This window comes from Zobellia alginiliquefaciens, assembly GCF_029323795.1.
Taxonomy (GTDB): Bacteria; Bacteroidota; Bacteroidia; order Flavobacteriales; family Flavobacteriaceae; genus Zobellia; species Zobellia alginiliquefaciens.
The window spans coordinates 4523209-4543740 of sequence record NZ_CP119758.1 but is presented as its reverse complement, the minus strand read 5'-3'; the positions used below and the strand labels follow the sequence as shown (position 1 = coordinate 4543740).

20 protein-coding genes are annotated in these 20532 nt (G+C 35.8%); 4 read left to right on the top strand and 16 right to left on the bottom strand.

What is annotated here, in order from left to right; genetic code table 11:
• The first annotated feature begins 132 nt into the window (after window positions 1–132).
• The gene (locus P0077_RS18690) at window positions 133–2574 is read left to right on the top strand and encodes an outer membrane beta-barrel protein (RefSeq protein WP_276166715.1); all 2442 of its coding nucleotides are present in this window, start codon (window positions 133–135) and stop codon (window positions 2572–2574) included.
• A 92-nt stretch (window positions 2575–2666) separates the two neighbouring features.
• On the opposite strand, the gene P0077_RS18685 is transcribed toward P0077_RS18690, so the two are convergent.
• Window positions 2667–3650: a zinc-dependent alcohol dehydrogenase family protein gene (locus tag P0077_RS18685; protein ID WP_276166714.1), complete on the bottom strand. Its 984-nt coding sequence runs from the start codon at window positions 3648–3650 to the stop codon at window positions 2667–2669.
• Between the two features lie 39 nt (window positions 3651–3689).
• Complete coding sequence (locus P0077_RS18680; RefSeq protein WP_276166713.1) at window positions 3690–4535, bottom strand: enoyl-CoA hydratase/isomerase family protein; 846 nt, start codon at window positions 4533–4535, stop codon at window positions 3690–3692.
• A 133-nt stretch (window positions 4536–4668) separates the two neighbouring features.
• On the opposite strand from P0077_RS18680, the gene P0077_RS18675 reads away from it, so the two are divergent.
• Window positions 4669–5118 carry a DUF6559 family protein gene (locus tag P0077_RS18675; protein ID WP_276166712.1) on the top strand — a complete coding sequence of 150 codons (450 nt, stop codon included), beginning with the start codon at window positions 4669–4671 and terminating at the stop codon, window positions 5116–5118.
• On the opposite strand, the gene P0077_RS18670 is transcribed toward P0077_RS18675, so the two are convergent.
• The 11 genes from P0077_RS18670 to P0077_RS18620 form a co-directional block, all read right to left on the bottom strand.
• Window positions 5115–5981 carry an AraC family transcriptional regulator gene (locus tag P0077_RS18670; RefSeq protein WP_013622430.1) on the bottom strand — a complete coding sequence of 289 codons (867 nt, stop codon included), beginning with the start codon at window positions 5979–5981 and terminating at the stop codon, window positions 5115–5117. The genes P0077_RS18675 and P0077_RS18670 overlap by 4 nt on opposite strands.
• 11 nt (window positions 5982–5992) lie before the next feature.
• Window positions 5993–7639: an FAD-dependent oxidoreductase gene (locus P0077_RS18665; RefSeq protein WP_276166711.1), complete on the bottom strand. Its 1647-nt coding sequence runs from the start codon at window positions 7637–7639 to the stop codon at window positions 5993–5995.
• 10 nt (window positions 7640–7649) lie between these two features.
• Window positions 7650–7919 carry a UBP-type zinc finger domain-containing protein gene (locus tag P0077_RS18660; RefSeq protein ID WP_116769093.1) on the bottom strand — a complete coding sequence of 90 codons (270 nt, stop codon included), beginning with the start codon at window positions 7917–7919 and terminating at the stop codon, window positions 7650–7652.
• A gap of 181 nt (window positions 7920–8100) precedes the next feature.
• Window positions 8101–9654, bottom strand: a complete 1554-nt coding sequence (locus tag P0077_RS18655) for a DEAD/DEAH box helicase (protein WP_276166710.1) — start codon at window positions 9652–9654, stop codon at window positions 8101–8103.
• A gap of 262 nt (window positions 9655–9916) precedes the next feature.
• Window positions 9917–11026: an L-dopachrome tautomerase-related protein gene (locus tag P0077_RS18650; RefSeq protein ID WP_276166709.1), complete on the bottom strand. Its 1110-nt coding sequence runs from the start codon at window positions 11024–11026 to the stop codon at window positions 9917–9919.
• The gene (locus P0077_RS18645; RefSeq protein WP_276166708.1) at window positions 11026–11859 is read right to left on the bottom strand and encodes a DUF4437 domain-containing protein; all 834 of its coding nucleotides are present in this window, start codon (window positions 11857–11859) and stop codon (window positions 11026–11028) included. The genes P0077_RS18650 and P0077_RS18645 overlap by 1 nt, the downstream gene beginning before the upstream one ends.
• A 49-nt stretch (window positions 11860–11908) precedes the next feature.
• The gene (locus tag P0077_RS18640) at window positions 11909–12382 is read right to left on the bottom strand and encodes a cupin domain-containing protein (RefSeq protein ID WP_276166707.1); all 474 of its coding nucleotides are present in this window, start codon (window positions 12380–12382) and stop codon (window positions 11909–11911) included.
• Between the two features lie 27 nt (window positions 12383–12409).
• Window positions 12410–13417, bottom strand: a complete 1008-nt coding sequence (locus tag P0077_RS18635; RefSeq protein ID WP_276166706.1) for a zinc-binding alcohol dehydrogenase family protein — start codon at window positions 13415–13417, stop codon at window positions 12410–12412.
• A gap of 8 nt (window positions 13418–13425) precedes the next feature.
• A complete protein-coding gene (locus P0077_RS18630) occupies window positions 13426–14100 on the bottom strand; it encodes an NAD(P)H-dependent oxidoreductase (RefSeq protein ID WP_276166705.1) in 675 nt (224 codons plus the stop codon).
• Window positions 14101–14313: 213 nt separating this feature from the next.
• The gene (locus tag P0077_RS18625) at window positions 14314–14613 is read right to left on the bottom strand and encodes a putative quinol monooxygenase (RefSeq protein WP_276166704.1); all 300 of its coding nucleotides are present in this window, start codon (window positions 14611–14613) and stop codon (window positions 14314–14316) included.
• Window positions 14614–14674: 61 nt separating this feature from the next.
• Window positions 14675–15304 carry an alpha-ketoglutarate-dependent dioxygenase AlkB family protein gene (locus P0077_RS18620; protein ID WP_276166703.1) on the bottom strand — a complete coding sequence of 210 codons (630 nt, stop codon included), beginning with the start codon at window positions 15302–15304 and terminating at the stop codon, window positions 14675–14677.
• A gap of 326 nt (window positions 15305–15630) precedes the next feature.
• Between P0077_RS18620 and P0077_RS18615 the strand changes: the two genes are divergently transcribed.
• Window positions 15631–16533: an AraC family transcriptional regulator gene (locus tag P0077_RS18615; protein ID WP_276166702.1), complete on the top strand. Its 903-nt coding sequence runs from the start codon at window positions 15631–15633 to the stop codon at window positions 16531–16533.
• Between the two features lie 11 nt (window positions 16534–16544).
• On the opposite strand, the gene P0077_RS18610 is transcribed toward P0077_RS18615, so the two are convergent.
• Together P0077_RS18610 and P0077_RS18605 are read right to left on the bottom strand one after the other, a co-directional pair.
• Window positions 16545–17132 carry a thioredoxin family protein gene (locus tag P0077_RS18610; RefSeq protein WP_276166701.1) on the bottom strand — a complete coding sequence of 196 codons (588 nt, stop codon included), beginning with the start codon at window positions 17130–17132 and terminating at the stop codon, window positions 16545–16547.
• 542 nt (window positions 17133–17674) lie between these two features.
• Window positions 17675–18889, bottom strand: a complete 1215-nt coding sequence (locus tag P0077_RS18605) for a GAF domain-containing sensor histidine kinase (RefSeq protein ID WP_276169231.1) — start codon at window positions 18887–18889, stop codon at window positions 17675–17677.
• Window positions 18890–19128: 239 nt separating this feature from the next.
• Between P0077_RS18605 and P0077_RS18600 the strand changes: the two genes are divergently transcribed.
• Window positions 19129–19890 (top strand): DUF481 domain-containing protein, encoded by a 762-nt coding sequence (locus P0077_RS18600; protein ID WP_276166700.1) that lies wholly within the window; start codon window positions 19129–19131, stop codon window positions 19888–19890.
• Between the two features lie 16 nt (window positions 19891–19906).
• Here P0077_RS18600 and P0077_RS18595 read toward each other — a convergent pair whose 3' ends face one another.
• Window positions 19907–20377 (bottom strand): GAF domain-containing protein, encoded by a 471-nt coding sequence (locus P0077_RS18595; protein WP_276166699.1) that lies wholly within the window; start codon window positions 20375–20377, stop codon window positions 19907–19909.
• Window positions 20378–20532: the final 155 nt, after the last annotated feature.

Sequence of the window (20532 nt, the reverse complement as noted above, 5' to 3'; positions counted from 1 at the left end):
TTGATGACACATATGTATCTATCGAAGCAAAAAATCGGATATATGCTCCTCTTATAATGAATATCCCTCTGTTCATCAATCGCTTTTTTATGCTGTGCTTTGTTAGCGGTACTTGTCTTAAAATTAAACGCAATGAATTTAAGATTTGTAACTACACTAATTGTCCTTAGTATTTCATTTAGTATTTCGGCACAGATAACAGGAAGAATATTGGATGAATTAAACAACCCTGTTGCATTTGCCAATGTAACGCTGCACGATGCAAAAACGAACACCTTAATTTCTGGAGGAATTAGTGATGACGATGGATATTTTGATATAGCTGTTACTCGTATGGGCAGTTTTAAATTAAAGATAAGTCTACTATCTTTCCAAACATGGCAATCTGGTTTGCTTGAGGTTACTTTACTTCCTTATGCACATGATTTCTCAAACATCAACCTGCATGAAGAGGTAACGGAGTTAGAGGGTGTATCGGTTCAAGGGCAACGTAGATTAATACAGCGCACACAAGAAGGTAGTGTAATAAATGTACAAGCCAGTGTTATGAGCAAGGGTACTACCGTATTAAGACTATTAGAGCGTTCACCGGGAGTGATCTTAGATCAATATAACAATACGTTTTCTTTGAACGGAAAAAGCGGAACCTTGGTGCTTATTAATGGTAAACCACAAAGAATGCCTACTTCAGATTTGATAGCTATGCTAAATGGTATGAGTGCAGATACCATAGAAAAGATAGAACTGCTCACCAATCCCTCCGCTCGGTATGATGTGGACGGTAATGCTGGTATCATCAATATAGTAACCTTCAAGAATGAAACTTTAGGCTCGCAGGGAAATTTAAATGTAAGCGCCGGACATGGTGAAGGACCAAAACAGACCACTAGCCTTTCTATAAACCACGGTGGTGAACTAGCAAATTTCTATGGTAGCTATACCTTTTCGTATGATGATACGTATGGTGGATTCAATGCAAAAGGCACCACTGAAATACCCGTTTTAGGTGGATTTACCTCGGTTGATTTTGCAAGTCATACCAAACAAATTAATAGAAATCATAATTTTAACTTAGGATACGAAAGGCAAATTACCAAAACTTCAACTTGGGGTGCCAATGTATTGTACAACATATCTAAACCATTGGTGCTAACAAAAAATAGAGGTATGTACGAGTTTACGAACAATCCTTTTTTAGATGCACAGATTATCTTAAACGGAAATGGCAGGCTAACTAATTTAAACATGTCCACTTTTTATGAAACACAAAAAGATGATAATACTTTTATGGTCTCGGCAGATTTCATAAAATACAATACCAGAACACCCAACCAAGTCAAAAGTTCTTATTTTGATGAAAATGGCAATTCTTTTCAGCCTGAAAATGAAATTTACAATAGAGGAAACAGAGGGTTTAATGAAACTGACATTAAGGTTGGCGTACTTAAACTAGATTATAAACACCAGTTTAAAGAAGATTTGGTTTTTGAAGGTGGAGTAAAAGGTTCCCTGTCCAAAACCGAAAACGATGCCCGTATAGAAATTTTACAGAATGATGAATATGAGCCCGATGACCGCTTTATCAGTAACATTGAAAATATAGAACATATAGGTGCTATTTATTCCATACTTGATGTTGGTCTCGGGAAAGGAACAAAAGCACAAATGGGTTTACGATATGAATATTGGAATCAAAACTTTGATAACTCCGACTTGAATCGAAGTTTTGGGAAAATTTTCCCAACAGTGTTTCTAACCCATTCATTTTCTGATACTACGGCATTGAATATTGCATATAATAAACGTATAACTAGACCAAATTATTCAGACTTGGCTTCTTTTTTAGTGTACAATAGCCCCACTTCCGTATTTAGTGGAAATCCACAATTATTACCCGCCATAACCAACAACATAAGTATAACTTATAATATTCACTCTTTTAGCGTATCCATTATGGCATCGAATGAAAAAAACCCAATTGCCCGTTATCAAGTTACAAGAAACGCCCAAAGTAATGTAGCGGTAATTGCTCCTGTAAATTTGGACTATCAAAGAAATTTAGACGTACAGAGCAACATACCTATAAGGCTCGCAAATTGGTGGAATGTAAACCTTAATGCTACAGTAGGTTATAGAACATTTAAGCTATTACATACCGATGAACCTAAAACTCATAATTATTTACATTATAATTTTAATGGAAGCCAAACCTTACGTTTGCCTGCAAATGTATCTTTAGAATTATCGGGTTGGTACACTTCACAACATTTCAACGGAAGTACTAAATTCAGGGGATTTGGAACTTTAAACGGGGGACTAAAAAAAGAGTTTAAAAATGGAAGTAGTTTGCAATTTACGATAACCGATATTTTTGAAAGTATGGATATGCGTTCTCAGGTAGGTAGTTTAACCAGAGAGGCTTTTGGAGACAGATTTAATGTATCCTATAGTCCAGAATCTGGTTTTTCACGAATCTTTACTATTGGATATACCTATCCTTTTGGCAATAACAAAGTAAAACGGTCCAATTCTAGAACAGGCGCAGCAACTGAAAAATCTAGATTAGGACAATAGTTAATAAAAAATGCCCCATAAATGGGGCATTCAACAAACATATTAATCGACATATATACATATGAAATCTATTCCTTCGCGTACATTTAATTCTAGTTCTCAACTACTATTTTACCAATAGCTTTACCACTTTGTAAATGTGCGTAAGCATCACCAACTTGTTCTAAAGAAAAGCTGTTTTCATCTACAATTGGAGTTAAGTGTCCTTCGTTAGAAATTTCTGCTAAACGCTCTAATACATTACCGTGCACGTCTCTTTTAAAATTATGTAACATTGGTATTAACATAAATACTACGTGTAGTGTAGCTCCTTTAAAGTGTAACGGTGTTAAATCTAACTCACATAATGAAACTGTAGTAGAAATGTGTCCGTTTAAGGCAACGGCATCAATAGAATTGGTTAGGTTTGGACCACCAACGGTATCAAAAACAACATCAAAACCACCATCGGTATATTTTGCTGTGTAATCTGCTACCTTTTCAGTTTTAAAGTCAATAAAGGTTGCCCCGAATTTTTCAACAATTGCTTTCTGGTTTTCTCCTGTTCCTGTAGCAAAAACTTCTGCTCCAAAATACTTAGCCAGTTGTACCGCTAAGTGACCAACGCCACCAGAACCACCGTGCACCAATACTTTTTGACCTGCTTTTACGCCTGCTCTTGTCAACCCTTCGTAAGCTGTAATAGCTACTAATGGTAAGGCTGCAGTTTCGCGCATTGTTAATCCTTTTGGTTTGTGAGCCACAAGGTTGCTATCTGCTACAATGTATTCTGCTAATGTACCTGGTAAATCTGCAAGTCCGCCTGCACAACCATATACTTCATCACCAACATTAAAACCTTCCACACCATCACCAACTGCTTCTACAATACCTGAAAAATCCATTCCCAATAATGCTGGAGTTGCAGGTGACAAAGGCAAATCATTACCCATATTTTTAATCATAGTGTCTATAGTATTTACACTAGATGCCGCTATTTTTACTAAAACGTGATTTGCGGTAACTTCTGGTTTCGCTATTTCTGAAACTTCAAAATTTGCATTTTCTCCGTAACTGTTTAATAACATTGCTTTCATATCAATCTCTGTTTTTATTTAATTATAATTCTTGTTTTATTAATTTACTTCTTGAATATCCATCACCATTTGCTCCCAATTCTTTTGGTTATTATGGTCAAACTGGGCACCGTTATCATCTGCATATTGGAAACGCTTAACGGCTGGTGTTTTACTTGTTGCTTGAAACAATTGGTATGCTTCTTCTTTTAAAGCCTCTTTAATTGGTAAGTCTATAGACGCATAAACTGCGCGTTTGCTAGCTGCAATAGAATCTGCCGGAAATTTTGAAATACGTTCTGCCAAAGCATCCACATAAGGTCCTATTTCATCAGGGTCTAAAGCTTTGTTTATGGTGCCAAATTTTTCAGCTTCATCAGCATCCCAATCTCTTGCTCCTAATATTATTTCTAATGCTTTTCCTAATCCTGCTTGTCTTGCCATACGTGAAGCTCCACCACCACAGGGTAAAATGCCCATACCTACTTCCATTTGCATAAATTTGGCTCTTCCTCTGGCTGCAAAACGCATATCTAAAGCCAATGCCATTTCATGTCCGCCACCACGCGCAAAACCTTCAATTTTTGCTATAGTTGCTTGTGGCACGTTGCTTAAGCGTTCTAATACAGCTTGTAAGTCCAACAATTCCACTTCGTTTCTTGGTACTGCTTCTATAGACATATCTCTAAGCAAGTTGGTATCATAATGACATACCCAATAATCTGGATTTGAAGATTCAAAAACGACTACTTTTACACTTCTATCGCGTTCTAATCGTAAACAAAGACTGCTTAAATCTGCTAGCATTTCTTGTCCTTGTACGTTTACTGGTCCAAAGTTGATATCAATTGTTAAAATTCCTCCTGTTTGTTTTGCCGTAAATGTTTGAAAATTCTTGTAGTCCATAGTATTAAGTTTTTGGTTGATATTTATTCTGTATTAATCTCAGTACAAAGGTATCTTGGACATACACTTTTAAATGGGTAAAAAACAAAGGGCTTCTGGTAAAAAAAAAGGTTAATGGTGATTTTTTAAGTTTATGGAAGTAAATTACTCCAATACAATTGAGATTAATATGAGTACATCTTGTAAGCCAGCACCACAGAATAAAAAAGAATTCATTTCTGATATAGGAGAAATACTAGTTAGAGATAATGGTAAGAAAAAATATTACACACCAGAAGAGGTGAAAAAAGCGCATAAAAAGAGTAAGTGGTATGATTATGTGGACTTGTCATGTTGGGCAATGTCCGTTTTTACATCTCATGAAGCCTTTGATTTGTATCATGAATTAGCGGGTGAAGCTTGTGATTATGTTGCGATGAAAACTGAAATGTTAACCGGACTGTCTTTGACATCAGCATCTGATTGGACTGAAATTTCAGACTTGGATATTGATGCTTCTTGGTTGGATTTCGGTGACGTATTTGAGGGGTTACTTGAAGGAGTTGTGAATTTATTTCAGGAATTTTTGATGGTATTTAATTAAGCAGAAATACTAGCCTTGTAAGCCCCAATTGTCATGCCTTTGTAGCTTTGGAAAGTTTTGTTAAGGTGACTGGAATCTGTAAACCCTAATTCCATTGCAATTTCTGAAAACTGCAAATCGGTATATTTTAAACGGGTTTCTACTAGTTTTAATTTGTAGTTAAGAATGTACTTTTTTAAAGAAACATCGGTATGTTTTTTAAAGTACTCACTAATATAATTGTCCGCCATATGAAACTCTTCTGCCAAGTTTTTGGTGGTAAGCAATTCTGAATTGTAAATATTAGCGTGAATGAAGTTGATGATTTGCTGAATTTTAGACGATTCAACAATTTTAGTGCTCATATCGGCATTTAAAAACTGAATGTTACGCGCAATTAAATGAAGAATTACAGAAAGTGAATTTTGAATGATAAAGAGATCATAGGATTTCTTTTTATCGTTTTCAGCAGCCACCATTTTTATCAGTGATATTAGGTGTATTTTGTCCGATTCCGTTTCAAAACGCATTTCACGTAATTGATGACTTTCACTATTTAAAATACCTTCAATTTTACGAAACCAATCGTTTATCGGAAGATTTGCATTTTGCGGAGCATCTCCCCTAAAAAAGCTCTTTAAAAACTTAATGGCTACAGTTGTAGTTGCCGATTCCGGATTTACGATGTAAATATCGTCCGGCACAAAAACGAAAATACTGTTAGCTGAATAGTTTACCGTTTTCCCATTAATTTTAATGGTGCCCGTACCTTTTTCAAAGTAAACAATTTCAAAAAACCGAATGGTTGTGTATTTACAAAATTCAAAAAACGTTTGCTCTTTGTATTCTTGAATTACAATATTTTCAATTATGGTACGTGGCATGGTCTATAAAATTACGATACAGTATTCACTTCGTTTTCCAGAGCTAAAAACTTATGGATATCACTCACCACAATAGACCCCTCGCCTACTGCCGAAGCTACACGTTTTACCGAACCTGAACGCACATCACCCACAGCAAAAAGTCCGGGTAAACTGGTCTCGAATGTATAAGGCTTTCTATTGTTGAATACAGATTCGCTTTTAAGGGCATTATCGCAAATGGTGAGACCCGTGTGCACAAAACCTTTTTCGTCGGTATCGATAATATTGTCTAGCCATTCGGTACAAGGTTTGGCACCAACAAAAGTGAACAGGTAATTGATGTTATTCTCAATCAACGTTTCATTCTTTTTTATTTCAACCTTTTCTAAATACGTATCCCCGCTAACTTTAACCACGTTACTACTGGTCAATACTTCAATATTTTCGCAAGCGATGATACGTTGCACCAAATAATCGCTCATTTTGGCACCAATATCCTCATTTCTGATGATTACATAAACTTTGTGTGCATAATTAGCTAAAAATAATGCTGCTTGTCCTGCAGAATTACCACCGCCAACAATACCAATTTCACTATTCTTGCACATATTGGCATGCATAGATGTGGCGCTATAGTATATGCCAGAGCCTTCAAATTTTTCAATTCCCTCTAAAGGAAGTCTTCTATATGCAGCGCCAGTTGCAGCAATTACTGTTTTGGCTTTTAATGTTGAAGTGTTGTTAGAGTTGATTTCATAGAAACCTTCTTTACGTTCAATGCCTTCCACTCTATGCGGAACGGAAATAGTACAGCCAAACTTTTGAGCTTGAATGTAGCCGTTGTTCGCTAAATCCCGACCTGAAATACCTGTCGGAAATCCGAGGTAATTTTCAATCTTAGAGCTCTTACCTGCTTGTCCGCCAGGAGAATTACTATCAATGGTCAATACATTTAACCCTTCTGAAGATGCGTATACGCTAGAAGCCAAACCTGCAGGTCCAGCGCCCACGACCAAAACATCATAGATTTCATCATCTAATTCTAACCGAACTCCCGTACACATACCAATTTCATCAATCGATGGGCGAACAGAAATCTTATTCTGACTGTTGATCAATACCGGTAAATCCGATTCCTTTAAGTTGAAAGTATCTAGCATCTGTACCAATCCGTCCTCCTTGTCAGAATCTATAAAATTGTACCAGATATCATTCTTATCCATAAAATCACGGATAGCATACGTTTCATTGGAGTGTTCGGATCCTATTAGTTTTATACCCTGAACGTTGTTTTTAAGAGCATCTTCCCGTAATAAAAAGGCATTTAAGAGTACATCGCTAATATCGCTGAATTTGGCAATAGCGCTTTTTAGCTTTTCGGGACTAATACGTATTAGTTGTGTGTTTTCTAAAGTTTCGCCACATACACCAACCGTTCTATGAGAGAGAATACTACTTGAACCGGAAAATTGATGCCTTCTATGTATGGTAAGGCTATCATCTTTTTTATCAGGATCAATAATTCTTATTCCGCCAGTGAGCACTACGAAAAAATCGTAGTGTTGATCACCAAAATCCAACACCACGGTGGGCTCTTTATAAAATTCGATTTCACCGTAAGATTTAAGCTTCTCTACTTGCAGATCGGTAAGTTCTGGATATTTAGGATCAATCATAGTTTTTGGTTTAGTAAGTTATAAAAGCTTCATCGGCATAGCACCATAGCCATTGTTCATTTTGTTCCGCGGAACTTATGACCGGATGTTTTGTAGCATGATAATGAGCTGTTGCATGCTTGTTCTTTGAATCATCACAACAACGGGTAACACCGCATTCTTGACAAGTTCGCAAATGCACCCAACCATCACCTAACTTTACACATTCGTCACAAACATGCTCAATAGCTGTTTTAATTTCTGAAATAGCAGTTATATGGTTGCATGGCTCTCGTTGCATAATACCTTTTTTGGGTGTTTTATAAATTTAGCGAAAGTACCTGGTACTACCACCACTCACACTTAACCGCTTTATACATTATTCTCTTTTTTTTCTTTAAGCATGCTAATCAGCAAAAAGAAATGAGTTCCAAAACCTTCTCTTCTGGGTCCTACTGTTTGAGTTTAGACTATAAACTTATTTAATCTTCTGGCGGATGACCGTGAATTTGTTCAAAAACGGAATCAAAATTTTCCCGAAGATAGGCGTTAAGCTTTTTTTGGTAATCCAGTTTTAACCAACTGATAAAATTATAGGTACTCTTACTTATACATTTACTGTACACTTGTATCCTGTTATCAATATCTTCTTTAAGTAATTTTGCCAATGCAAGAGCATCGTACAAATCTTCACTGTTTTCTATACAGATATAGGCATGTTGTTCAATGGATTTTTCCAATACCATTTTAGAGGATTCTCCCGAAAAGGTGATATCCTTATACAAAGCCTTAATATCCAGATAAGTATTTTCGGATTTTGAAAATTCCGAACGAATGTCATCGGCCAACTCATGTTTAAAGGTGCTTTCAATATCTTCATCGTCCTTAATACGGTCTATGTAGAAATTCGGAGATTTAAAAATAGCCTCCCAGTCTAGGTCCGCTCCCCAAGGACCAAAACGATGGATATTATTTCCAAGATCTATAACGGTAAATTTAGATTTGTTGTTCAGCACCCTAGAACCCCTACCAATCATTTGGTAGTACAAGGTCAAAGATTTAGTGGCCCTGTTTAGGATAATGGTATCGATAGTAGGTTCGTCAAAACCAGTTGTTAGAATACTTACGGATGTTAGTATCGCGTCCGGAGTTTCATGAAACCACTTCAAAATTTGTTTCCGTTGTTTTTTGGTAGCCGTATTGTCCAAATGCATAACGGGCAACCCTGCGTTTCTAAACGTATGGTATACCTGAATGGAGGTTTCTATACCATTATTAAATATTAATGTTTTTTTTCCTTTGGAATGTGCGGTATAAGCTTCCAATAATTTATTTAACATGGACGGACTCGTATACAGGTCCGAAGAGGATTTAACGGTATAATCCCCATTGGAACCTATCTCCAAAGAAGTCAACCCCATATCATATTGATACGTTTCTGCCCTGGCCAAAAAGTCGTTTTCAATTAAATTCTCTATGGATTCTCCTGGAATCAGCTCATCATAGTTACTGTTCATTGGCAAGTCCTTATTGGAACTTAAAGGCGTAGCCGTAACCCCAAGGACAAAAGAGTTTTCGAAAAATTTGAACAGTTTTGTAAAGGAGTTATAATGGGCCTCATCTACAATGACCAAACCAACGTCCGAGATATCCAATATACCGTCGTTAAGCCTATTATTTAATGTTTCTACCATGGCCACATAACAATTGTAGCGTTCTTGGTCATCTAAATTGGCTTTGCTATTGACTACTTTATTGACTACCCCAAAACTAGTAAGCACTTTAGAAGTCTGGTTACAGAGCTCTACACGATGGGTCATTACCAAAACCTTTTTTGAGTGGTTTTTAAGATATTGTCTAACTATTTCAGAGAAAATTACGGTTTTTCCACCGCCTGTTGGTAGTTGATATAATAGGTGATAATCATCTCTTTCATTATCAAACTTTTCAAATATTTGATTAATAGCACCTTGCTGGTAACTGTAAAGTTCTTTATCCGTTTTCTTTTCCTGAATTTCAAAAGGGGGCTCTTGCATGATATCTTTTTCTTAAGTCTGCAAAGGTAAAACCTTCAATAAGTTATTACTAATATAATGAAAGGCTTTCCGCAACAATTCTCCACGGTTTTCAAAAATACCATCGATTACAGGTATTCATTATAGAACTCTCACATGGTTACCGACAAAGCATCCCGTTTTACAACAAGATGCTTTAATTTGTTTTGCATGTTAGAATGATGTTGCTTAATAAGAACAGAACCTAACTCTTATCAATCTCTAGATACTATTTGTCTATATATTACCTAAAAGCAAAACCTTCAACAATAGGTTTAAACCTGAAAATATAAAAAGGTCTGGTCGCTACACTTTTACCATCATTAAAAGGAGCTCCCCTATTTACTTGTGCGGCTGAAACATACATGTACCCATCTGCGTGATTGTAACTAACACCATCTGGCCATACCATATTCTCATCTTGCACCATAGTTTTTACACTACGGTCTTTTGCTAAAACTACAGCTACGCTTTTGGTCTCCAAAGCTGTTAAGTAAATATTTCCTTCTTTATCAATGGACATTCCTCCATTGTTTGGTTTGTCTGAATAGGTTTCAATTTTAGCATCTAATTCGACATCTGTAAACTTTTCATTTACCAAATCAACTGTTTTGATACGATAGATTTTTGGTCCGTTTAACGGTCCGTAATAAATGTATTCAAAATTAGCATCGGCAGTAATTCCGTCATTACCAATCAACAAATCTTTTCCGTTTACTGCCAGATGCTTATTATTTATAACCGTTGGGGTATTTTCTGGTTTTGTAGTACGTGTACCCTCCAAAACCCGAGGTGTTTTTCCCGTTTTCATATCTACGATGATAAAAGCTGCCTTGCTTCCATCTCCTCCATTACCAATACCTTCATCGGCAATAATAAAATAACCGTGTTTGGTATCAACCACCATATCATTAGGTTGGTTAATTGAAGGTACACTTGACTCTGGCAAGTAATATATACGTTCTAATTTATCGGTTTTTGTATTCCAACCTACAATTTTTGGCGTAACATTATTACGCTGCGCCATATCTATCATCCAGATAACACCATTTTCATCATTACGGATTCCCAGAACATTACTTAAATAATTATCATCGGTTTCTCGTGGTGTGTTCCATTCCAAATTAGGAAAAGGCGAAGTTGTATTCGCCTTTTTATCAAACTTTACCACTCTTATTTCCGGAGAAAAAAATGGATGATGACTATACACTAATTCACCATCATTGGTGAAAGCAATATTCCCCACCGCTTGATCTACCGTAGCATATGTTTCTACTTCGGAAATGGTGTTTTGTCCTTGCAAAGCCATAACTGAAGTAACTAAACTTAATATGATACTAATCTTTTTCATCATTACTTCACTTCAAAATCACCGTTACTTCTTATGTATATCACCGTTTCTTTAGCTGTTGAAATGATTGAGGTTGCGTTTTCTTCTGCACCAAAATATGAAGGAGCGTCTAATTGATTTTTAGTTCCCTTTTTAGAAAACTGATGTGATATTCCTCCAGAAATAACAACTGCCCTAAAGTTAGGACTCAAATTTTTGATTTTTCCACTGAAGCCTGCTGGTAACCTTAAAAGTGTTGCACGCAATTGATTTTCCTCGTGGCTTCCCCATAAAAATGTAGTTTCAACATTACTCTTTGCAGATACCCATTCAATATCATTAGCATTTAGCCAAACCATATTGGTTTTGTCTACATTAATTGGTCTTTCCCCATTATCAAAAGCTTCCGATGTTGGTTGTACTAAATACGGACCTTCTTGAATATCTAAAAAAGCCATATTTTCATTATCGTCAGCAGCTGTAATATGTGCTTCTCCTGCTGGTTGCTGCCAATAAGATCCTGCTGGCAACCACTGTTTTTCTGCTTTTTCATCGTCATTGTGTAATAAACCTTGTATTACAACACCTCTATAAGTAATGTTGTGAATGTGTGGAGGCGATGAAAACCCTTTTTTAAATTTCACTAAAAAACCTGCAGGTTCATTTTTTGTACGATCTCCCCAAAGTTTTCCGGCAGCCGGACTTTTGTCCCCACGTAACGGATTTAACCAACCCCATTCTACATTGTCTGCCGTTACCACCTCATTTGCAGATTTGGCAGGATCCGTTGTTGGTGTTTGTGCACTTGTATATGCCGTTGTTGCTATTGCTAATGCAAGTAATATTGTTTTTTTCATTTTGATATATTTTATAATGTTTTATTAATAAGTATTGCTGATGCAAATTTTATTCGCTTTTCTTTAAATAATCTGGTAATTCTTTACTTAACCAATCTTGGCGAACAGGAACGTGAACATCTAAATCCACTGTTTTTTCCAATGCCCAAAATTCGTGTGGTACATTTTCTGGGAAAACAATTACTTCTCCGCCAGAAACAATTACAAATTCCTCTTTGCCATCAATTATAGTCTTGATTTTTACCTTACCAGACGTAATGTATGTTATCTGCTCATTAGGGTGTTTATGCCAAGGAATATGTGCTCCTTTTTCCAAGTCAAAAATGGTCATTTGCCCTTTTTCACCGTGAAACCATTTTCTTTTAATGCCTTCACCTATGGACTCAGATTCCATTTCATCAAAATTGAAATGTTGCACTTTTGAAGTGGCTACAGAATCTATGGTATTTACTTGAGCATTTGCCGTAGTACTTATAAATAATGCTGTTATAGCTACTGCTGCAAGTGTAATTTTAATTTTCATTATAATATATTTTTTGGCTCATTACACTTAAAATCCTTCTAAAACAATTTTACCTTTTGCTTTACCCGTTTCTAAAAAAGCGTGCGCTCTTCTAAGGTTTTCAGCGTTTATAGTTCCAAAATTTTCTCCTAACGTAGTTCTAATAGTTCCGTTGTCGATTAATTCAGAAGCTTTGTTCAATATATTATGCTGCTCAAACATATCTTCGGTCTGAAACATAGAGCGTGTAAACATTAACTCTATATGCGTAGAAACCGCTTTACCTTTAAAAGGCATTACATTTAGCGATTTTGGATCGTCTATAAATCCGAATTTCCCTTGAGGTTTTATCAGTTTAGCAATTTCATCTACGTGGTGTTCCGTAGCATTTAAGCTTACTACATACTCCGGAGCCGGTAAATTGTATTTCTCGAACTCTTCGCTCAATTTATTTCTGTGGTTAATAACCGTGTCTGCACCTAATTCTTTTAACCAAGAGGTAGTTTCTTCACGAGAAGCCGTACCTATAATGTTCAACTTCGTCAGTTTTTTAGCCAATTGCACCAAAATAGAACCTACACCACCGGCTGCACCAATAACCAAAATAGATTTGTTGGAATCGTCTTTAGATACCTCTAACCTATCAAACAACATTTCATAGGCTGTAAGCGTGGTTAAAGGTAATGCTGCAGCTTCGGCATAAGATAAGCTTTGAGGTTTTTTACCAACAATACGCTCATCTACAATTTGGTATTCTGCATAACTCCCTTGTCGTGTAAAATCGCCTGCATACCAAACTTCATCCCCTACATTAAAAAGGGTAACATCTTCACCAATTGCTGTAACTATTCCGGTAGCATCCCAACCAATAACTTTCCAGCTGTCACCTTCTGCAGGCATTCCCGCACGTACCTTATAATCTGCTGGATTTACGGAAATAGCTTTTATTTCTACTAAAATATCTCTTCCCGTAGCTTTTGGAGTTTCCAATTCTACATCTTGTAAAGACTTTATATTGTCAATTGGAAGGTTCTCTTTGTATCCTATTGCTTTCATAATATTTCTTACTTCCAAGTTACAATGTCCTCTAATGGTCTTCTAGATTTTGGAAATTCCGGATCCGCTTTTCTGTATCCGAATGCAGCCATAAAAGAAATTCCATATTTATCCGTATCTATTCCAAATTTATCTCTTAATAAAGCTTCGGTATCTTCAATATGGAAACCTTCTATAGGACAAGAATCTATACCTGTTAAGGCCGCGGCAGTCATCATATTACCTAGAGCAATGTAGCTTTGCTTTGATGACCAATCGAATAACTTTTTATCGGAATCTAAGGTAAAATCGCGCTCCTGAAACTCTCTGTAAAATTTGGAGTACACATCTACAATCTCTACAGGCATTTGTTTTACCTCTTTCATCATATGTTCAATATACGCCGCATCATGTTTTACCATAGGGGCTTTCATTGCCAGACCTAGAATAAAGTGACTAGCAGTATCTAATTTTACGGGAGCGCCCCAAGCTACTGGCTTTAAAAGCTCGCGTAATTCTTTATCTTGCACAACGATAAAATGCCAAGGTTCAAAACCAAATGAACTTGGAGATAAATTTGCTGTTTTTAAAATGAAATTGATTTGCTCATCGGTTAATGTTTTTGACGCATCAAACTCTTTTGTAGCGTGTCTGTAGTTAAACGCGTTTAAAATGTCTTCTTGTGCAATGTTTGGTGTGTTCATCCTTATGTAATTTATATTGTATTGTTTAATTTTCCTGAAGACAAAGGTAAATCCACAACACACCTTATTTAAGGTACAAAAAGAGGAGAAGAAGGTATAAAAAAAGGTTTTTTAGGGGTTAAATCTTAAAATATTGCCAAAATGCGACATGGACCGGTAAAATTACCGGTTTTTAATACCTTAAAATAAGAGCAAACCTTTATTAGTACAAGCCTAGTTTGTAAGTTCAGTCATCTTGTAAGCAGTAACATTTTCTAATTTGTCTTTTGAGGCAAGCCTATAAGCCGCAATGTGGTCACTTTGTGAATGTTTGGTCAAATAATCTTGATTCACCCATTTCTCGTGGAATAAAAACAGATTCGGATTATCGTTATCTTGATGTAAGTCATAGGCAATACAACCTTCTTCTCCTCTCGTGGGACTAATAAGTTTTAGCAACTCGGCTTTTATTTCTTCTCTAAATTCTTCTTTTACTAAAATGTGTACCACTAAGGTTAAATAAGATTTTTTCATAAGATGCTTTAAATTGGTTCTAAAGTTAGAACTATAAAAGTAAAGATTGATGCCGGATAAATTAGCCGATCCACCTAAAGGTTAGGTTAATTCGTGGGGAAATCTGTTTTGCGGTCTTTGGTATTTTATGCTTCCAGTTTTCTTGGGTAGCGTCTTGCATCAATAAAAGACTTCCATTTGCTAATGGGATATCTACACGTTTTAAATCTGTTCTTGATACATGTTTTAATTGAAAAGGTCTGGTTGCACCAAAGGTAACAGAAGCAATAACCGTATTTTTTCGTTGTTCCCCTTTATAATCTTGATGCCAGTCTACGCTATCTTTTCCGTCGCGATAATAATTGAGCAAACAGCGTGTAAATTTAATAGCTACCTCCTTCTCTATGCGTTCTTTAATGAAAAGTAAATCGTTATTCCACAAATGCATTTTACTCTTGGTATTCGTGTAATTAATGGCTTTGTCAACATCTCCATACCAAGCGGTCAACCTAGGGTAATCTACCAATTTACCGTGAATGGCAATTTGTTCTTGCTGCCACGGCGTATTATGAAGTAGACTTTTATACAGCTTGTTACTCTCTTCAATGCTAAAGAAATTTTCAAACAACGAAATATCCGCTCCTGGCAAGTCAAAAGTAGTTTTACGGACTTCTTTAGCTGAAAATAAATTGGTTTGATTAAATAAATCCATTTGTATTTCTCCCTCTTAATTATGCAGTAATTTGTCGTGGTATTGACTCAAAACTTACCAAAAGCATAGGCCTGCTACAATATATTCTTCAACCAATATTCTGCTTTTCGTTTGGTGATTTACACATCATTAATACTGATGCCAAAGCGGATTCTAGTATTAGATTTTATTAAGTTTAAAATCAGAATCGTCATAAAATACAAGACAAAGATATTTTCTTCTGAAGGTTAGAAAAAGGATAATTATGTATTTTAAAAGGTTAAAATGGATATAAAAATGGATCGTGCTCGTACAAAATCGTATTTTAGCAATCTAAATTGCCTATTATGCGGATATTGGAAGCTCATAAACCTTTTGAAATACAAGAAATTGAAATGACAGAATGGAAGCAACGCCCTGTCAAGAATAATTTTTTTGAGTTGGTATTAATAAAAGAAGGACAAGGTTCGCAGTGCATAAACTATAATGACCACAACTACGGAAAGGGCAACATGTTTCTGCTTCCCCCTCTAAAGTGTCACTCATTTACCATTGAAAAAACTACTAAATTTGTATTCTTAAAATTCACTGATTCATTTTTCAAAAATGAAAACGGATCGGTAATGGAGAAAAATGAATGGTTTAAGGAGGCTTCCTACATTTTATCCAATTACAATCAATTACCGGGAGATATAATTAAAAATGAAACCGACAGACAGTATTTGTTAAATCTGATTTCTATGATCTTACAGGAATCTAGAAGTTTTGGGAATGAATCTGTGGCCTTAATAAAAAGTTTGATGATTTCCGTAATGGAAATATTGATCAGAAATATAAAAAAGGGTAGCTTTTATGAACTCCCAGAAAGTAATATGGATGATCGTATTACAAAAATGTTGACTTTCATCAACGAAAATATTGATAAACCAGAGCTATTAAAAGTTGAAAATTTAGCGGAGGTATTTATGATGTCCCCTACCTATGTAAGTGAATTTTTTAAAAAACAGGTTAGCATCTCTTTGCGGGAATATATTATTAAAGCAAAGCTGAAATTAGTAGAAATACGCTTATTGAATTCGGATTTTACATTGACCCAAATAGCGGATGACCTAGGTTTCACGGATGTGAGCCATCTGTCTAAAACATTTAAGCGATACGCAGGAACATCTATACGTGACTTTAAAAGCAACGGAGAATACATGCTTTTAAAACGCAATAAAAATTGCGCTGCTCCTACCGCACAGCTATAAAAGAGCTGCTTTTAGTAGAACATATCATTATCGTTTCTATGCACCCCTCTTCTCCAAGCTATACTGGTCCCCATACTTGGGTATTGATTAGAACAAACACTTTTTCCTTCTAAAAGTCGATCCAAGGCCAAAATAAGGTCAGCTCCTGTAGCTGGTTGAATGTTGGGTCGGGTCATATCAAACCTTCCTGTATAAACACATTCCAAATTATGGTCAAAAACAAATAAATCCGGATTGCTTTCTGCACCGTAATCCAATGCCACATCTTGGAATTCATCATAGAGATAAGGAAAAGGGTATTTATGGTACTTAGCCACTTGAGACATTATAAAGGGAGTGTCTTCTGGATGCTGTTTTACATCATTACTGCTAATAGCTATAAACTGCATGCCCAAAGCTTGGTATTTATTAGCTATTTCAACAAGTTTTGAATTTATATGTTTCACAAATAAGCAATGATTGCAAATAAATATTATAACGGTTGCTTTGTCGGATTTTAATTGCTCTAAAGACAATAACTCTCCTGAAACCACATCCGGCAATTTAAACTCCGGGGCTTTCTTTCCCAATTCCATCATACTGGATAATACGAATGCCATAGTTATAGTATTAGGGGACTCTCTGTCCATCATTAGACATTTTATATTACATATAACGCAATACTCTCGCAAGTTTAAGTTAAGTATATCTAAAGGTTTTAAAGGTACAAATAAAGGTTTTTTCAAAAAAAAATTTGTATGCTATGCTATGATATCAGGTAAAATCGTACTTATTTACCCTGATAATCGCCAACACACTAACTTATTGCAGATAAAAATCCCTTATTCGTACAATTAAGAATATATTATCCCCTTTAGAGGGTATGGTAGATTTCGTCAATAAATGACCAAAAAGATGAAAAACGTGTAGATTTTTATGACATAAAAGCCCAAAAGCTACCTATTCCTTCCTAAATGATTAAAATAGTCCAAGGCTATCGATGAAAAAAGAAAGAATCTTTCCATCCTTTTAAATTACCCACTGGAATGAATACTATTTTATATTCGAAGAATAAATTACTGAACTCCTATAGAAGATTTAAGTAGAATTATAAACGGAGTTGTAGAACAATCCATGTCAATTTTTTGCCAAACCTATTTCTCTATAAAGGCAAGTACACTTTAAAAATAGCATAATGATCAGGCTTACCCAGAGCAATAATTTCCCCTCGGTGGTTTTCTACAATGCGTTTAACAATGGAAAGTCCAATTCCTGTAGACTTATCGTCTTCTTTAAATTTGAGACGTTGGAAAATTTCAAATATTTTTTGGCTGTATTGCTGATCAAAACCTGTTCCGTTATCTTTTACTATAATCTCACAATACATAACGTTATCCTCCAAACCTTCCATCCCAAACGTTTTACCCAATCCTTTAGCACTACTCACTTCAATTAAAAGAGGTCTTTTAGAACTCTTAAAACTTAGACTATTTGCAAAAAGGTTATAAAAAAGCTGTTCTATTTGTATGGGCACCACATTTAATGTACATAGCGTATCAATATCTATGACCGTGTTGGTTTCCTCTATTTGTTTGTTTAGCCTGGATTTTGCGCGCTCTACAAGAACTTTTAAGTCTTGTTCCTTGAAACTTTTAGGTTTAAATTCGGTCTCTGAATAGGTTAAAAGGTCATTGAGAATACGCCGCATTCTGGTTGCTGCCTTTTTTATCGATTTAAAATATTTTTTACCCTTATTCGAAAGGTTTTGATGCTCCTGCTCTTCAATGGTACTAGTTAAAATTTGGATTTTCCTAAGGGGTTCCTGCAAATCATGACTAGAAATAAAATCATAGGCAGCGAGCTCATTATCTTTCTTTTTTATAGCCGTATCTTGTTTACGCATGGTTTCAATAGCATCTAGGTGAAATGCTATCAACTCTGTAAACATAGAGAACATGTCAATAATTTGCGGATTGTTTACCTTGTTTGGTTTAAGGTCCAACGCACAAAGCGTTCCAAAGAATTCACCATTTTTTCGGATAATAGGCACGGAAATATAACTCTGAAATCCGTACTGCGCCGGTATTGGATGGTTGTGATAAACTTCATCGGTATCAACATGATCCATTACCACTAATTTATCACTTTCCCGAACCTGCTTACAAAATGTAGTTTCTATGGCCAACTCATCACCCACAGAAAGTCCAAAAGGAATCTTGTCCAGAACACCACACGTTACCCAAGTGTCTTCGGTTACCCTAGCAATAGCCGCAAACCCCATTCCGGTAGCTCTGCAAACCACATCTAAAATTGTGGGCACAATGCTTATTGACTGAATGTCTTCAATATCATTCTGTAAGGGACCAATTATCTTCATCAAAATAAATACTATATAATAAACTAACTTTTACCCTGATTACTTTACCATATAATTTAACCAAGAAATGGCCGTATGCCTGTAATCTATTACTTCAATAATACAATTTTTGTTTTTATTTTTTTCGCTGAAACTCATTTTTATATTAAAATTATTCATTTCATAAGATTATCCCCACAGTAGATTCTGTTTAATGTATAAATTGGATAGTTTTGCATTTTGAAAAAACAGTTTATTGAATGCGATTCATAGTATCTATTACCATAATTCTCCTTTTCATATACAATTCCAATGCCCAGTTGGTCAATATTGAATCTAAACGAATGCAAAAAGATTCGGTTCGTTTTGCCCTTAAAAGCGATTTACTCTTTAATTACACCGATAATAATGGCGCCTATATTCTTCAAATTGGTTCAAACCTTACAACCCAATTAAAGTCTAAGGACCTGAAGAAAATTCTCTTTTTTATTGGCAACTATAATCTTATTAGAAGTAAGGACGAAGACTTTCAAAACTCTTATTTCTTTCACCTACGATACAACCATAAAATAACGGACTTCTTTAGACTGGAAGGTTTTATACAAAATCAGAATAATACCCTACTTACCATTTCCAACAGGAATTTAGCCGGTGCGGGAATTCGCTTAAAACTAATTTCCGAGGAGAACGCAAAAGTCTATTTTGGGAATGCCTATATGTACGAGATAGAAAAGCTGGTAGACTCGGAGGTACGCCTATATAACCACCGAAATAGCAGTTACTTATCCGCTACATATGCCTTCCCTAAAACCCGATTAGACTTTACGGGAACCGTATACTATCAGCCTTTGTACCGTTATATGGCCAATCATAGAATACTGGGACAAGTTAAGGCCGAAATGCCACTAACGGAACACCTTAGCATTTCCGCACTGTATAATTATTTCTACAGCAGCTTCTCTACTTCTTCTGAAAGCGACCGTTCATCCAATCTAAAATTAGGTCTCACCTTATCCCTTTAATAATACCCAAAATAGATCAGTCCGCTAAAACCTTGCTCATCCCCTCCCCTATTTTTAGTAGATTTTTACGCTCTTCCTCTGTAAAATCGTACGGTACGGGCTTGGCAATGCCCAATGTTCCATAAAGTTTTCCATTGAGCAACATAGGCACTGCAATGGAGCCTTCTACTTTAGTTTCTTTAGCTGCAGGACGTGCCACTCCGGAATCATCCGTCTGGAGGTTACACATTTCTACGGCTTCCTTCCGCTCAGCAGCAATTCCCGCCATTCCTTTTCCAATAGGAATAGTAGATAACTTTGGGATTAAAAACGGTGGAATTCCTTTATGTGCCTGTATTTTTAAAAGCGATGTTTCTTGATCTAGAAAATGAACAGTACCCGTACTGCAATCAAAACTTGTTATTACATTTTCTAGCAATTCTTGCCAATCTACGCTTCCTTGCTTCAAATCTGATAAAATAGTCGCTACGCTTAATCCTGTCCTCATAATCTGGTATTTTCAAAAAATAGATTAGTGTATTTATAAAAGGCAATTGAATTATTAAAACCCTTGCCCTACAAATTTAACAAAGTAAACGGAAGCATGAGCCTGCCATTCTGGACTTAAAAACTAAACCTTTGTTAAAAAAGAATGAACGTTCA

Bases quoted from the DNA above. Each gene is read 5' to 3' on its own strand.
- P0077_RS18690 (WP_276166715.1), top strand. From the start codon at position 133: ATGAATTTAAGATTTGTAACTACACTAATTGTCCTTAGTATTTCATTT.
- P0077_RS18685 (WP_276166714.1), bottom strand. From the start codon at position 3,650: ATGAAAGCAATGTTATTAAACAGTTACGGAGAAAATGCAAATTTTGAA.
- P0077_RS18680 (WP_276166713.1), bottom strand. From the start codon at position 4,535: ATGGACTACAAGAATTTTCAAACATTTACGGCAAAACAAACAGGAGGA.
- P0077_RS18675 (WP_276166712.1), top strand. From the start codon at position 4,669: ATGGAAGTAAATTACTCCAATACAATTGAGATTAATATGAGTACATCT.
- P0077_RS18670 (WP_013622430.1), bottom strand. From the start codon at position 5,981: ATGCCACGTACCATAATTGAAAATATTGTAATTCAAGAATACAAAGAG.
- P0077_RS18665 (WP_276166711.1), bottom strand. From the start codon at position 7,639: ATGATTGATCCTAAATATCCAGAACTTACCGATCTGCAAGTAGAGAAG.
- P0077_RS18660 (WP_116769093.1), bottom strand. From the start codon at position 7,919: ATGCAACGAGAGCCATGCAACCATATAACTGCTATTTCAGAAATTAAA.
- P0077_RS18655 (WP_276166710.1), bottom strand. From the start codon at position 9,654: ATGCAAGAGCCCCCTTTTGAAATTCAGGAAAAGAAAACGGATAAAGAA.
- P0077_RS18650 (WP_276166709.1), bottom strand. From the start codon at position 11,026: ATGATGAAAAAGATTAGTATCATATTAAGTTTAGTTACTTCAGTTATG.
- P0077_RS18645 (WP_276166708.1), bottom strand. From the start codon at position 11,859: ATGAAAAAAACAATATTACTTGCATTAGCAATAGCAACAACGGCATAT.
- P0077_RS18640 (WP_276166707.1), bottom strand. From the start codon at position 12,382: ATGAAAATTAAAATTACACTTGCAGCAGTAGCTATAACAGCATTATTT.
- P0077_RS18635 (WP_276166706.1), bottom strand. From the start codon at position 13,417: ATGAAAGCAATAGGATACAAAGAGAACCTTCCAATTGACAATATAAAG.
- P0077_RS18630 (WP_276166705.1), bottom strand. From the start codon at position 14,100: ATGAACACACCAAACATTGCACAAGAAGACATTTTAAACGCGTTTAAC.
- P0077_RS18625 (WP_276166704.1), bottom strand. From the start codon at position 14,613: ATGAAAAAATCTTATTTAACCTTAGTGGTACACATTTTAGTAAAAGAA.
- P0077_RS18620 (WP_276166703.1), bottom strand. From the start codon at position 15,304: ATGGATTTATTTAATCAAACCAATTTATTTTCAGCTAAAGAAGTCCGT.
- P0077_RS18615 (WP_276166702.1), top strand. From the start codon at position 15,631: ATGCGGATATTGGAAGCTCATAAACCTTTTGAAATACAAGAAATTGAA.
- P0077_RS18610 (WP_276166701.1), bottom strand. From the start codon at position 17,132: ATGGCATTCGTATTATCCAGTATGATGGAATTGGGAAAGAAAGCCCCG.
- P0077_RS18605 (WP_276169231.1), bottom strand. From the start codon at position 18,889: ATGAAGATAATTGGTCCCTTACAGAATGATATTGAAGACATTCAGTCA.
- P0077_RS18600 (WP_276166700.1), top strand. From the start codon at position 19,129: ATGCGATTCATAGTATCTATTACCATAATTCTCCTTTTCATATACAAT.
- P0077_RS18595 (WP_276166699.1), bottom strand. From the start codon at position 20,377: ATGAGGACAGGATTAAGCGTAGCGACTATTTTATCAGATTTGAAGCAA.